Below are 13,989 nucleotides of genomic sequence, written 5' to 3' on the forward strand. Positions count from 1 at the left end.
CTCTTTGCCGGAATTTCCGCGCGGCCCGAGGGTTCGACACGCGCCAGGGTGGAAGCATCACCCTCGCGCGCGAGGATTTCCGTGCGCCAACCACCCACGAGGAGGCCCGCATTGCCCGCGGTGGAACTCCGACTGGCCCAGGGCACCCCCTGCTGGGTCAGCCTGCTGACCGACGACCTGGCCGGCGCCCGCGCCTTCTACGCCGACCTGCTCGGCTGGACCTACACCCAGGGCCCCGGCCAGCTCGGCGCCTACGTCCGCGCCGAACTCGACGGGGCACCGGTCGCCGGCCTCGGCGTCTCCACCGCCACCGGCTTCCCGGTGCAGTGGACCACCTACTTCGCCGTGGACGATGCCGACCGCACCACCCAACTGGTGCGCGCATGCGGCGGAACCGTCGCCGTCGGGCCGCTCCAGGCCGAACGCGCCGGGCGGATGGCCATCGCCGCCGACGTCTCCGGCGCCGTCTTCGGCCTCTGGCAGGGCGAGGAGCACACCGGCCGGGAAGCCGGCCCCGAACCCGGCGGACCGGCCTGGACCGAACTGCTCACCCCCGACACCGACGGCGCCGCCGCCTTCTACGCCGCCGTGCTCGACCGCCCCGTCCGGCCCACCGGCGGCGAGTCCGCGCTGCTCGTGCAGGGGCGACCGGTCGCCGGCATCCGGCACGACGCCGACCTGCGCGGCCACCCGCCCCGCTGGCGGGTCCACTTCGCCGTCCAGGACGCCGCGACGACCGCCCGGCACGCCGTCGAACTCGGCGGCCGCGTCCTGGTCGAACCGCACGACACCGCCCGCGGCCGCGCCGCCCGGCTGGCCGACCCGCAGGGTGGGCACTTCTCGGTGCTGGAGCTCCGGTAGGGCTCGCGCTAGGCCTGCTGCTCCTCGAAGGGCAGCACGTCCGGGGAGAGCACCGAGGCCCGCGCCGTCGCGGCGGTCTGCCGGCGGCGGTGGTGGCGACGGCAGAGCACCTCGTACCCGATCTCGTCCTCGTTCACCGAGATGTCGCCGACCACCACCTGGGCGCCCTCGACCACCATCACCCCGCCCACCGTCCGGGCGTTGTGCGTCGCCCGCGCGCCGCACCAGCACAGCGCCTCGACCTGGAGCACCTCGACCCGGTCGGCCAGCTCGATCAGCCGCTGCGAGCCCGGGAACAGCCGGGTCCGGAAGTCCGTGGTGATCCCGAACGTGTAGACGTCGATGTCCAGTTCGTCCACCACCCGGGCCAGTTGGTCGACCTGCTCGGCGTCGAAGAACTGCGCCTCGTCGCAGATCAGGTAGTCCACCCGGCCGCCCGCGGAGAGCCGGTGCACCACGTACGCGTGGAAGTCGAAGTCGTCCGTCACCTCGACCGCGTCCGCCCGCAGGCCCAGCCGGCTGGAGATGGTCGCCGCACCGGCCCGGTCGTTGCGGGTCAGGATGAGCCCCTGCCGACCGCGTGCGGTGTGGTTGTGGTCCATCTGCAGCGCCAGCGTCGACTTGCCGCAGTCCATCGTGCCCGAGAAGAACACCAGTTCAGCCATGGGTGGAGCAAGGGCCTTTCACATCAGGGGAGTTCGGGCGCAGAAGAGTCAGGGTCCGGGCTCAGCCGCGGACTTCGAGCAGCGGCACGAACTGCTCGACCGGGGTCATCGAGCCGTGCAGACCGATCATCGCGGACTCGCCGGGCTCGTTGCGGGAGGCGGTGATCGCGATGTCGTCGCGCGCCGCGGCGACCACGTCGCCGATCCGCCCGTACACCCGCTCGTCCACGGCCGGGCCGAACCAGCCCGCCGCGATCGCCTGGTCCCGGGTGGCCACCCACATCCGGTCGCCCAGCACCTCGCTCCAGACCGTGTGCACGTCGGCCGCCGCACCGGGCACCGCGTACACGTGCCGGGCCCGGCCCTCGCCGCCCAGCAGGGCCACGCCGGCGCCCAGCTCCCAGTCCTCGTCGAAGTCGATCCGGTCCTCCGGCGCGATGTCGATCATGCCGTGGTCGGCGGTCACGTACATCGCCGAGCGCGGCGGCAGCTGCTCGGCCAGCCGGCGGGCCAGCCGGTCCACCGCGTCCAGCGTCATCCGCCACTCGTCCGAGTCGACCCCGAAGCGGTGGCCCGCGCCGTCCAGCTCGCTGACGTAGGTGTACACCAGCGCCCGGTCGTGCTCGGCCAGCCAGGAGGCGGCCAGGTCCATCCGCTCCTCGCCCGTGGTCCGGCCCAGGAAGGTGCCGCCGGACAGCGCGACCCTGGTCAGCGGGGTCTGCGCGAACAGCGGGGATGACACCTGAGCGGTCGCCACCCCGGCCTCGTGCGTGCGCTCGAACACCGTCGGGTACGGCTGCCACGCCCGCGGGTCGGTGTGCGGCTGCCAGCGCAGCTGGTTCATCAGGTAACCGGCGCCCGGCACCGCGACCGTGTATCCGGCCAGACCGTGCAGCCCCGGCGGGGTGCCGGTACCGACCGAGGCCAGCGAGGTCGCCGTGGTCGACGGGAAGCCCGCGGTCAGCGGGCGGCCCGTGCCGCCCAGCGAACTCCCCACCAGCGAGGACAGGAACGGCGCGTACTCCGGGTGCCGCAGCAGCAGCTCCCAGCCCAGGCCGTCCACCAGGAACACCACCACCCGGTCCGCCGGGGCGATCGGCAGGGTCGCGGTGAACCCCGCGACGCCGAGCCCCGCCGCCACCGAGGGCAGCAGATCGCAGAGCGAGCCGCTGCCGTACGGGGGCGCGGGAGCCGTGGTCGGGTCAAGGATCTCGAAGGCGTCGAAGCCGTCGGCAGGTGCAAAGGACATGAAACCGGATTCGTAGCAGTCGGAGACGGCGGCGCTCAGACCCGCGGGCCGTTGCTGATCGTCGCGTCGGACAGCGCGCGGGCGAACACCAGCGCCTGGGCAACCGTCTCCGGGCCGTCACCGGCCTCGCTCACCCGCAGTGAAAGATCGTCAGCCGTCGCCGAACCGGTGTAGCCGTGGTCCGCCTCGCAGTTCGGGTCCGAGCAGCCCGCCGGCTCCAGGTCCAGCCGCTGCACCGCCCCCCAGCCGATCGTCAGCACCACCTCGCGCGGCAGCGTCCCCGGCGTGTACGTCTCCGGGTTCGCGACCATCCGGCTCAGCACGACCGAACCGATCCGGTCCAGCCGGACGCTCTCCGTCGACGTCGTCGCGAACGGCACCGCCGGGCTGCCGGTGTCCCCCGACTGCTCGTCCGTGTGGCTCACCACGAACCGGGTCGGGGTCAGCACCAGCACGGTCACGTGCCGGCGCACCTCGTTGGCGTCGAAGGTCGTCTCCTGGTGCACCAGGTACGAGCTGATCGGCTCCGGGCCCACCGCGGCCTCGACCGCCTCGGACACCAGGGCCGGGTAGTAGCCACTGCGCTCGATCGCCGAGCGCAGGTCCTGAGTGCTGGTGGTACCGGTCTTCGCCATAACTCCATCCTGGCATGGTCCGCCGACGAAGCGGGCGGCACGGCGCCGAGCTTCGGACAACAGCGCCCACGGGGGCAGGCGCAACCAAGGAAGGTTACAGGGTGCTCATGGCGCGCGGGCCCAGATCGCTACGGACGGGCAGCGGCGCGATCCGCACCCGCGCCCCCAGGATCGCCAGCCCGTACGGGGCCACGACCACCGGTTCGAGATCCACCGAGGCGATCTCCGGCACATCGTCCACCAACTGCGACACCCGCAGCAGCAACTCCTCCAGCGCGCCGGTGTCCACCGCCTCCGCGCCCCGCCAGCCGAACAGCAGGGGCGCCGCCCGCACCTCCCGGACCAGCCCGGCCACATCCTGGTCGGTGGCCGGGACCAGCCGGTGCGCGACGTCGCCCAGCAGCTCGGCCGGCGCACCGGCCAAACCGAACGACAGGATCGCGCCGACCGCCGGGTCCACCGTGGCACCGATCACGGTGTCCACCCCGCGCGGCGCCAGCCGCTGCAGCACCAGCGCCGCCTGCGCCGCGCCGCCCAGCAGCGCGTCCAGCTCGCGGTGCGCCCGGCGCAGCCCCGGCTCGTCGGTCAGGTCCAGCCGCACGCTGCCCAGGTCCGGGCGGTGGCGCAGGTGCGGAGCGGTCGCCTTCAGCGCCACCGGGTAGCCGAGCGTGGCCGCGGCCCGGACGGCCGTCTCCTCGTCCGGGGCCGGCAGCGCCGGGAAGACGTCGATGCCGTAGCGGGCCAGCAGCTCGCGGGCCTCGGCGTCCGGCAGAGTGATCCGGGCGCCGCCCGGCTGGGTCCGCGCGGCGGTCGCGGTCCGGGTGCTCAACGCCGCCTCGACCAGCGTGCGGGCGCCCGGCTCGTCGATCCGGTCCAGCTCGGGCACCCGGGCGGTCTCCTCCGCCACCGCCGTCCGGCGCCGCCACTGCGCGTAGTGCACCGCGTGCGCCAGCGCTCGCACCGCCCGTTCCGGCGCCGCGAACGCCGGGACGCCGCCCGGGCGCAGCCGGGCCGGCAGGTCGGTCAGGGCCAGGTGGGCGAGCACCAGCGGCTTGCCCAACTCCTGTGCGCGCCGACCGGCTTCGAGCAGCGCGGCGGCGATCTCCGGATCGTCCGAACCCATCTCGGGATCGTCCGGGCCGGTCAACCGGCCGCCCATGAACGCGTGCGCGGAGGTGCCGATCGGCGGGATCGCCACCGCGATCACCGCGTCCACCGCCGGGTCGGCCAGCGCCACGTCCAGTGCGATCCGGAAGTTCTCGCCGGTCGCGGCGGTGGTCAGGTCGACCGGCGTGCGCGGCCGCAGGCCCACGCTCAGGCAGGCGTCGTAGGTCAGCAGGCCCAGCGAGTCCGAGTTGCCGACCACGGCGACCCGGTCCCCCGGCGGCAGCGGCTGCAGGGCCAGCAGCTCGCCCGTGTCGTACAGCTCGGTGATCGTCTCCACCCTGATCACGCCCGCCTGCTCGAACAGCGCGCCCACCGTCGCGTCGCGCAGCCCCGTCGCGGTCGCCGGCACGGCGTGGCCCGGCGGCAGGCTGCCGGTGTGCCGGGCGCCCTTCACCACCACGATCGGCTTCACCGCGGCCAGCCGCCGCGCGATCCGGGTGAACTTGCGCGGGTTGCCGAAGGACTCCAGGTACAGCAGCACCACCTCGGTGGCCTCGTCCTCCGCCCAGTACTGCAGGAAGTCGTTGCCGGAGACGTCCGAGCGGTTGCCCACCGAGGCGAAGGAGGACACCCCGAGACCGCGCCGGTGGGCGGCCTCCAGCAGGGCCACGCCGATCGCACCGGACTGGCAGAAGATCCCGAAGCCCCCGCGGTCGGGCAGGTGGGGGGCCAGCGAGGCGTTCAGCGGGCGGTCCGGGTCGGTGTTGATCAGGCCGAAGGCGTTCGGGCCGATCACCCGCATCCCCGCCGCCCGCGCCTGGCGCACCAGCGCGCGCTGGCGGTCCCGCCCCTCCGGGCCGGTCTCCGCGTACCCGGCGGTCACCACCACCAGGCCCTGCACCCCGTGCGCGCCGCACTCGGCGACGGCCGTCGGGACGGCGCCCTCGGGGACGGCGATCACCGCGAGGTCCACCGGCCCGGGAATGTCCAGAATCGAACGGTGCACCGGGACGCCGTCCAGCACGGTCCCCGGCGGGGCGTTGCGGTTCACCGCGTAGACGGGGCGCGTGCCGTCGGGGCCGTCGGCCGGACGGCTGCCGGGGCCGCTGTCGGGGCCGCCCAGGAGATCCCGCAGGATCGCCCGGCCCACCGTCTGCGGATTGCGCGACACCCCGATCACCGCCACCGAGCGCGGGGTCAGCAGCCGCTGCACCGAGCGCGCCTCCGCCCGGTGCTCACGCGCCCGCATCACCGCCAGCGAGCGGTCCGTCTGTTCGAGATCGAACTCCAGGTGCACCACACCGTCGGTGAAACTCCGGTGCTGCGTGTACCCGGCATCGGTGAAGACCTTCACCATCTTCCGGTTCTCCGGCAGCACTTCCGCCTGGAACCGGCGGATCCCGCGCTCCTGCGCCACCGCCGCGATGTGCTCCAGCAGCGCCGAAGCCACGCCGCGGCCCTGGTGGGCGTCCTGCACCAGGAAGGCCACCTCGGCGTCCGTCCCGGCATCGGACGGGCGGCCCTCCGCGTCGATCCGGTCGTAACGGACGGTGGCGATGAAGCGGTCCCGGACCACCACCGCCAGCGCCACCCGGTCCACGAAGTCGTGGTGGGTGAAGCGGCGGACGTCCCGCTCCGACAACCGGGGATACGGAGCGAAGAAACGGAAGTACTTGGACTGGTCCGACACCTGTTCGTAGAACTCCACCAGGCGCCCCGCGTCATCCGGCGTGATCGGCCGGATTCGAGCCGTGCCGCCGTCCCGCAGCAGGATGTCGGCCTCCCAGTGCTGCGGGTAGTCCGCACCGGATTCACCGGATACCGGCTGGTCACTGGGATCCTGCTCGGGCTGCGCCACCGCGGAGTCGTCCACGTTCGTCAGGTTATCCGGCGGCGGGCCGAATGGCGCCGGGTGCGTACTCACGACAGGGTTGACAGGGTCACCGGCCAGGCCTTATGCCCCGAAAAGAAACAATCACAAGTCCTGAACGCGGCGGCTCGAAGCGGGTGCCTGCGTGCAACACTGGTCTAGACAACATGGCCGCTTCCCCGAGCACGGCCGTGACCAGCTTCACCGGAAAGGCACGTCTCATGGCTGAGCGCCGCGTCACCATCGGTTGGGCCGAGGGCCTGCACGCCCGTCCCGCCTCCATCTTCGTCCGGGCCGTCACGGCCACCGGCGTGCCGATCACCATCGCCAAGCCCGGCGGCAACCCCGTCAACGCCGCCTCCATGCTCGGCCTGCTCGGCCTCGGCGCCCAGGGCGGCGAAGAGGTCATCCTCGCCTCCGACGCCGCCAACGCCGACGACGCCCTCGACCGCCTCGCCAAGCTCGTCCAGGAAGGCCTCGACGAGCTCCCGGCCGCGGCCTGAGCCACCTCGACCGACGCAAGCGCCCGGCAGCCGTAACACTGCCGGGCGCTTTCGCATCCGGAATCGGCGAGGCCCCCGGTCATCCCGGCGGCCGCAGCACGGTCAGCCCTTGACGCAGACGACCTGCTTCAGGTGGGCGACGATCTCGACGAGGTCCTTCTGCTGCTCGATGACCTTCTCGATGGACTTGTAGGCGCCCGGGATCTCGTCCACGACGCCGCTGTCCTTGCGGCACTCCACGCCCTTGGTCTGCTCGACCAGGTCCTGCGTGGTGAACCGCTTCTTCGCGGCGTTCCGGCTCATCTTGCGGCCGGCGCCGTGCGAGGCGGAGTTGAACGCCTCCTCGTTGCCGAGACCGCGGACGATGTACGAGCCGGTGCCCATCGAACCCGGGATGATCCCGTAGTCGCCGGTGCCCGCCCGGATCGCGCCCTTGCGGGTCACGAGCAGGTCGACGCCGTCGTAGGTCTCCTCCGCCACGTAGTTGTGGTGGCAGCTGATGACCTCGTCGAAGGTGACCTTCGCCTTGGCGAACTCACGGCGGACGACGTCCTGGAAGAGCGACATCATCATCGCGCGGTTGTTCTTGGCGTACTCCTGCGCCCAGAACAGGTCCTGGCGGTAGGCGGCCATCTGCGGGGTCTCCGCGATGAAGACCGCGAGGTCCTGGTCGATCAGGCCCTGGTTGTGCGGCAGCGCGCGGGCGACGCCCATGTGGTGCTCGGCCAGCTCCTTGCCGATGTTGCGCGATCCGGAGTGCAGCATCAGCCAGACCACGCCAGTGCTGTCGACGCACAGTTCTATGAAGTGATTTCCTCCGCCGAGCGTGGCCATCTGCTGCATGGCCCGCTCGCGGCGCCACTTGACCTCCTGCGCCACCCCGTCGAAGCGGTGCCAGAAGTCGTCCCAGCCGGCGGCCCGGAAGCCGTGCAGCTTGGTCGGGTCGACCGGGTCGGTGTGGAGACCACGGCCGACCGGGATGGCCTGCTCGATCTTGGAGCGCAGGCGGGAGAGGTCCTCGGGGAGGTCCTCGGCGGTGAGCGAGGTCTTCACCGCGCTCATTCCGCAGCCGATGTCGACACCGACCGCCGCCGGGCAGACGGCGCCCTTCATCGCGATGACGGAGCCGACGGTCGCGCCCTTGCCCAGGTGGACGTCGGGCATCACGGCGAGGCCGTGCAGCCACGGCAGGGAGCTGATGTTGCGCAGCTGCTGCATGGCCTGGCCCTCGACGGTGGCCGGGTCGGTCCACATCCGGATCGGGACCCGGATTCCGGGTACCTCGGTGTACGTCATGGTGAACGACCTCCAGGGGTCGGGTAGTTCGGGGAAGGGCGTGCCGCGCGACGAAGTCCCGGCGTGGCTCGGGGAAGTCCGGGGGTGGGGCTCAGGCGCCCGGGGCACGGAGGGAACACGGCCTTGGGGAGCGTCGTCGTATGGTTCGCTCGACCCGCATGGTGACCGCCTCCCGTCCTGCGTCAGAGTTCGTACGTGTGTGCCGGGGAATATCTATCCACGGTACGCCGGTCGCCCGCAACGGATTTAGAAACGCCGCGGGCCCGGCGGAGCGGGTGCTCCACCGGGCCGCGCGGGGCTGCGTGGGTCAGCTGACGACGGTGACCTCGCCGATGCCGAGGGTCCGCACGTCGTCGGCGATGACGGCGGCGTCGCCGACCAGCACGGTGACCAGGCGGTCCGGCGGGAAGGCGGCGACGACGGCCTCGGTGGCGGCGGCCGTGGGCAGTTCGGCGAGCTGCCGGTAGACCTCGGCCTGGTAGTCGTCCGCGAGGTCCTGCTCGACCTGGTCGGCCAGGGTGCCGGCGACCGAGCCCGCGGTCTCGTACTTCAGCGGGGCGACGCCGACCAGGAACTGCACGGCCTCGTCGCGCTCGGCGTCGGTGAGGCCCTCGGCGGCGAGGGTGCGCAGGATGGTCCAGGTGTCGGCGAGCGCGGGGGCGGTGGAGGCGGTGTCCACCGAGCCGCTGACGGCGAGCAGCGCGCGGCCGCTGCCGTCGGCGGCGGAGCGCAGCGGCTGGGCGAAGGCGCGGACGCCGTAGGTGTAGCCCTTCTCCTCGCGCAGGACGCGGTCGAGGCGGGAGGTGAGGGTGCCGCCGAGGCAGTAGGTGCCGAGGATCTGGGCGGCCCAGACGGGGTCGTGGCGGTCGGGGCCGATGCGGCCGATGAGGAGCTGGGTCTGGACGGAGCCGGGGCGGTCCACGATGAGGACGCGGCCGTGGTCGTCGGCGGTCACGGGGGCGTGCGTGGCGGGCTCGGCCGCGCTGCCGGTCCAGGTGCCGAGGGTGCTCTCCAGGAGGGCGGGCAGGTCGGTGCCGGTGAGGTCGCCGACCACGACGACGGTGGCGGTGGCGGGGCGCACGTGGGCGTCGTAGAAGGCCTTGACGGCGGCGCGGTCGATGGACTTGACCGTGTCGGCGGTGCCGCTGCGGGGCCGGGAGAGGCGGTCGGCGGCGTCGAAGAGTTCGGCGTAGAGGGCCTTGGCGGCGCGCCGGGCGGGGTTGGCCTGCTCGTGGACGATCTCGTCGAGCCGGTTGGCGACGAGGCGCTCGATCTCGTCCTCGGGGAGGGCCGGGGCGCGCAGGGCGTCGGCGAGCAGCGAGAGGCCGCGCTGCAGGCGGGAGGCGGGGACCTCCAGGGAGACGCGGATGCAGGGGTGGTCGGCGTGGGCGTCGAGGGTGGCGCCGGCGCGTTCGAGTTCGGCGGCGAACTCCTCGGCGGTGAGGGTGTCGGTGCCTTCGCTGAGGGCCCGGGCGAGGATGGCGGCGACGCCGTCGAGGCCGTCGGGCTCAGCGGCGAGCGGGGCGTCGAGGAGGACCTCGACGGCGACGAGCTGCTGGCCGGGCCGGTGGCAGTGCAGGACGGTGACGCCGTTGCCGAGGGCGGCGCGCTCGGGGGCGGGGAAGGCCCAGGGGCCGGGGGTGCCGGGCTCGGGCTGGGGGTGGAACGTCATGGTGGGGACGTAGTCGGTGCTCATGCGGCGGCACCCTCCTCATCGGTGGCAGCGGTGGCGTCGGCGTCGTCGGCCGCGGTGGGCTCGTAGACGAGGACGGCCCGGTTGTCGGGGTGGAGCCGGGCCTTCGCGACGGCCTGGACCTCCTCGGCGGTGATGTCGAGGACCTTGGGGAGGGCGTCGTTGAGCAGCTTGGGGTCGCCGAACAGGACGGCGAAGCGGCAGAGTTCGTCGGCGCGGCCGGCGACGGTGGTGAGCCGGTCGAGCCATTCGCGCTCGATCTGGGCCTGGGCCCGTTCGAGTTCCTCGGGGGTGGGGCCTTCGGCGGCGAAGCGGGCGAGTTCCTCGTCGACGGCGGCGTCGATCTGCTCGATGGTGGCGTCGCCGGAGGTCTTGACGTCGAGCCAGCCGAGGCTGGGGGCGCCGGCGAGGCGCAGCAGGCCGAAGCCGGCGGCGACGGCGGTGCGGTCGCGGCGGACGAGCCGGTTGTAGAGGCGGCTGGACTCGCCGCTGCCGAGGATGGTGAGGGCGAGGTCGGCGGCGTCGGCGTCGCGGGTGCCGTCGTGCGGGAGGCGGTAGGCGGCCATCAGCGCGCGGGAGGGGACGTCCTCGTGGACGTGCTCGCGCAGTTCGCGGCCGATGGTGTCGGGGAGTTCGCCGGAGCGCGGGGGCTGCTTGCCGTCGTGGGCGGGGATGCTGCCGAAGTACTTCTCGACCCAGGCGATGGTCTGCTCGGGGTCGATGTCGCCGACGACGGACAGGACGGCGTTGTTGGGCGCGTAGTAGGTGCGGAAGAACGCGCGGGCGTCGTCGAGGGTGGCGGCGTCCAGGTCGGCCATGGAGCCGATCGGGGTGTGGTGGTACGGGTGGCCGTCGGGGAACGAGAGCGCGGTGAGCTTCTCGAAGGCGGTGCCGTAGGGGACGTTGTCGTAGCGCTGGCGGCGCTCGTTCTTGACGACGTCGCGCTGGTTCTCCATGGACGTCTCGTCGAGGGCGGCGAGCAGCGAGCCCATGCGGTCGGCCTCCAGCCAGAGCGCGAGCTCCAACTGGTGGGCGGGCATGGTCTCGAAGTAGTTGGTGCGCTCGAAGCTGGTGGTGCCGTTGAGCGATCCGCCGGCGCCCTGGACGAGTTCGAAGTGCCCGTTGTTGGAGACGCTGGCGGAGCCCTGGAACATGAGGTGCTCGAAGAGGTGGGCGAGGCCGGTGCGGCCCTTGACCTCGTGGCGCGAGCCCACGTCGTACCAGAGGCAGACCGCGGCGACCGGGGTGAGGTGGTCCTCGGAGAGGACGACGCGCAGGCCGTTGGCCAGGCGGTGCTCGGTGATGGCGATGGCAGCGCCATTTCCTCCGGTGGAGGCGGATGCGGGGGCCGGGTTGGCCATGCGCTCGGGTCCTTCCCGTCGTCGATGTCGGGGTTCGTGTGGCGTCCCCCATTGTGGTGCAACGCGTGGGGGGCGTGTTCGTGCTCCGCGCGGACGGGGCGTTCGCCAGGGGCGGAAGAGGGGCGCTGGCCGGGAGTGTCGGCGCGAGGGTCCACAATGGGGGCGCCGCGCCCTGTTGACGGGGGCCGGCGGATGGACGTCAGAGACTGACCGAGACACAGCAAGCGAGACGTAAGGGAGCCCCGCCGCGATGGCCCGCCGCAGTTCGCAGACCCCGCCGCCCGGAGACTTCGAGGAGCGGATCCTCGATGTCGACGTCGTGGACGAGATGCAGGGCTCCTTCCTGGAGTACGCCTACTCGGTGATCTACTCGCGTGCGCTTCCCGACGCGCGGGACGGTCTGAAGCCGGTGCACCGCCGGATCCTGTACCAGGCCAACGAGATGGGCCTGCGGCCGGATCGCGCGCACGTGAAGTGCGCCCGTGTGGTGGGCGAGGTGATGGGCCGGCTGCACCCGCACGGCGACGCGTCGATCTACGACTCGGTCGTCCGGATGGCGCAGCCGTTCTCGATGCGGCTGCCGCTGATCGACGGGCACGGGAACTTCGGTTCGCTGGGCAACGACGACCCGCCGGCCGCGATGCGCTACACGGAGTCGCGGCTGACGGCGGCGTCGATGGCGATGGTGGAGTCGATCCACGAGGACACCGTCGACTTCGGCCCGAACTACGACGGCAGCGAGCAGGAGCCGTTGGCGCTGCCGGCGGCGTTCCCGAACCTGCTGGTGAACGGCGCGACGGGCATCGCGGTCGGCATGGCGACGAACATGCCGCCGCACAACCTGTCCGAGGTGGTGGCGGCGGCCCGGCACCTGATCAAGCACCCGAACGCGGACCTGGACACGCTGATGCGGTTCGTGCCCGGTCCGGACCTGCCGACGGGCGGGCGGATCGTGGGCATGTCGGGGATCCGGGACGCGTACGAGTCGGGCCGCGGCACGTTCAAGATCCGGGCGACCACGACGGTGGAGGCGGTGACGGCGCGCCGCAAGGGCATCGTGGTGACCGAGCTGCCGTACAACGTCGGCCCCGAGAAGGTCATCTCGAAGATCAAGGACCTGGTCAACGCGAAGAAGCTGCAGGGCATCGCGGACGTCAAGGACCTGACCGACCGCGAGCACGGGCTGCGGCTGGTGATCGAGGTGAAGAACGGCTTCGTGCCGGAGGCGCTGCTGGAGCAGCTCTACAAGCTGACGCCGATGGAGGAGACCTTCGGCATCAACAACGTGGCGCTGGTGGACGGCCAGCCGCTGACGCTGGGGCTGAAGGAGCTGCTGGAGGTCTACGTCGACCACCGGTTCACCGTGGTGCGGCGGCGCAGCGACTTCCGCCGGCGCAAGCGGGAGGAGCGGCTGCACCTGGTCGAGGGCCTGCTGGTGGCGCTGCTCGACATCGACGAGGTCATCGCGATCATCCGGTCGAGTGACAACGCGGGGCAGGCGAAGGAACGCCTGATGGAGCACTTCTCGCTGTCGGAGACGCAGACCGCGTACATCCTGGACACGCCGCTGCGGCGGCTGACCCGGTTCGACCGGGTGGAGCTGGAGCAGGAGAAGGCGAAGCTGAGCGCGGAGATCGCGGAGCTGACCGAGATCCTGGAGTCGGACGTCCGGCTGCGCAGCGTGGTGTCGTCCGAACTCGGCGCGGTGTCGAAGCAGTTCGGGACGGAGCGGCGGACGGTGCTGCTGGAGGCGGGGGCGGCCCCGTCGGCGGCGCTGTCGGTGCCGCTGGAGGTGGCGGACGACCCGTGCCGGGTGCTGCTGTCGTCGACGGGCCTGCTGGCGCGGACGGCGGACGGGGAGCCGTTCGAGCTGTCGGAGAAGCGGTCGAAGCACGATGTGATCGTGTCGGCGGTGCCGGCGACGGCGCGGGCGGACGTGGGTGTGGTGACGTCGGCGGGCCGGGTGCTGCGGCTGCCGGTGATCGACCTGCCGGCGCTGCCTCCGACGCCGTCGCCGACGCTGGCCGGCGGTGCGGCGGTGGGCGAGTTCCTGCGGTTGGAGGACGGGGAGCGGGCGCTGGCGCTGACCACGCTGGACGAGTCCTCGCCGGGGCTGGCGCTGGGCACGGTGCAGGGTGTGGTGAAGCGGGTGGTGCCGGAGTGGCCGGCGAACAAGGACGAGTTCGAGGTGATCGCCCTCAAGGAGGGTGACGAGCTGGTGGGCGCGGTCGAACTGCGCACCGGCGAGGAGGACTTGGTCTTCATCGCCTCGGACGCGCAGCTGCTGCGCTACCCGGCGGGGCAGGTGCGTCCGCAGGGCCGTCCGGCGGGCGGCATGGCGGGGATCAAGCTCTCCGACGGGGCGCGGGTGCTGTCGTTCACGGCGGTGGATCCGGCGGCGGACGCGGTGGTGGTCTCGGTGGCGGGCGCGTCGGGGACGCTGTCCGGCGAGGAGCAGACGTCGTGGAAGGTGACGCCGTTCGAGCAGTACCCGCGCAAGGGCCGGGCCACGGGCGGCGTGCGCTGCCAGCGCTTCCTGCGCGGCGAGGACGGCCTGACCTTCGCCTGGGCGGGCGCGGCCCCGGCCCGGGCGGCGACCGGCAAGGGCGCGCCGGTGGAGCTGCCGGAGCGCGACCCGCGCCGTGACGGTTCGGGCACGCCGGTGACGACGCCGATCGCGGTGGTCGCCGGCCCGGCGTAGCCGACGGCCGACCGGAGGAGGGGTGCCGTCCGGTACCCCTCCTCCGTC

General features: G+C 72.7%; 10 protein-coding genes. 3 read left to right on the forward strand and 7 right to left on the reverse strand.

Features of this window, described 5'->3' with window-relative positions; translation table 11 throughout:
- The first annotated feature begins 120 nt into the window (after window positions 1-120).
- A complete protein-coding gene (locus tag P3T27_RS33270; RefSeq protein WP_348534174.1) occupies window positions 121-861 on the forward strand; it encodes a VOC family protein in 741 nt (246 codons plus the stop codon).
- Window positions 862-869: 8 nt separating this feature from the next.
- On the opposite strand, the gene P3T27_RS33275 is transcribed toward P3T27_RS33270, so the two are convergent.
- The 4 genes from P3T27_RS33275 to P3T27_RS33290 form a co-directional block, all read right to left on the reverse strand.
- A complete protein-coding gene (locus P3T27_RS33275; RefSeq protein WP_280684995.1) occupies window positions 870-1,526 on the reverse strand; it encodes a thymidine kinase in 657 nt (218 codons plus the stop codon).
- A gap of 61 nt (window positions 1,527-1,587) precedes the next feature.
- On the reverse strand, window positions 1,588-2,775 hold the full coding sequence (locus P3T27_RS33280) for an alkaline phosphatase family protein (RefSeq protein ID WP_280684996.1): 1,188 nt from the start codon (window positions 2,773-2,775) through the stop codon (window positions 1,588-1,590).
- Window positions 2,776-2,810: 35 nt separating this feature from the next.
- The gene (locus P3T27_RS33285; protein WP_280684997.1) at window positions 2,811-3,410 is read right to left on the reverse strand and encodes a DUF5998 family protein; all 600 of its coding nucleotides are present in this window, start codon (window positions 3,408-3,410) and stop codon (window positions 2,811-2,813) included.
- 94 nt (window positions 3,411-3,504) lie between these two features.
- Window positions 3,505-6,375, reverse strand: a complete 2,871-nt coding sequence (locus P3T27_RS33290; protein WP_280685045.1) for a GNAT family N-acetyltransferase — start codon at window positions 6,373-6,375, stop codon at window positions 3,505-3,507.
- Window positions 6,376-6,608: 233 nt separating this feature from the next.
- On the opposite strand from P3T27_RS33290, the gene P3T27_RS33295 reads away from it, so the two are divergent.
- Window positions 6,609-6,890, forward strand: a complete 282-nt coding sequence (locus P3T27_RS33295; RefSeq protein WP_280684998.1) for an HPr family phosphocarrier protein — start codon at window positions 6,609-6,611, stop codon at window positions 6,888-6,890.
- A 102-nt stretch (window positions 6,891-6,992) separates the two neighbouring features.
- Here P3T27_RS33295 and P3T27_RS33300 read toward each other — a convergent pair whose 3' ends face one another.
- The 3 genes from P3T27_RS33300 to P3T27_RS33310 form a co-directional block, all read right to left on the reverse strand.
- Window positions 6,993-8,186 carry an RtcB family protein gene (locus P3T27_RS33300; protein ID WP_280684999.1) on the reverse strand — a complete coding sequence of 398 codons (1,194 nt, stop codon included), beginning with the start codon at window positions 8,184-8,186 and terminating at the stop codon, window positions 6,993-6,995.
- A 307-nt stretch (window positions 8,187-8,493) separates the two neighbouring features.
- A complete protein-coding gene (locus P3T27_RS33305) occupies window positions 8,494-9,882 on the reverse strand; it encodes a pitrilysin family protein (RefSeq protein WP_280685000.1) in 1,389 nt (462 codons plus the stop codon).
- Window positions 9,879-11,240: a pitrilysin family protein gene (locus tag P3T27_RS33310; protein WP_280685001.1), complete on the reverse strand. Its 1,362-nt coding sequence runs from the start codon at window positions 11,238-11,240 to the stop codon at window positions 9,879-9,881. The genes P3T27_RS33305 and P3T27_RS33310 overlap by 4 nt, the downstream gene beginning before the upstream one ends.
- 250 nt (window positions 11,241-11,490) lie before the next feature.
- On the opposite strand from P3T27_RS33310, the gene P3T27_RS33315 reads away from it, so the two are divergent.
- Window positions 11,491-13,941 (forward strand): DNA topoisomerase IV subunit A, encoded by a 2,451-nt coding sequence (locus P3T27_RS33315; protein ID WP_280685002.1) that lies wholly within the window; start codon window positions 11,491-11,493, stop codon window positions 13,939-13,941.
- Window positions 13,942-13,989: the final 48 nt, after the last annotated feature.

It is taken from the genome of Kitasatospora sp. MAA19 (genome assembly GCF_029894125.1).
Taxonomy (GTDB): Bacteria; Actinomycetota; Actinomycetes; order Streptomycetales; family Streptomycetaceae; genus Kitasatospora.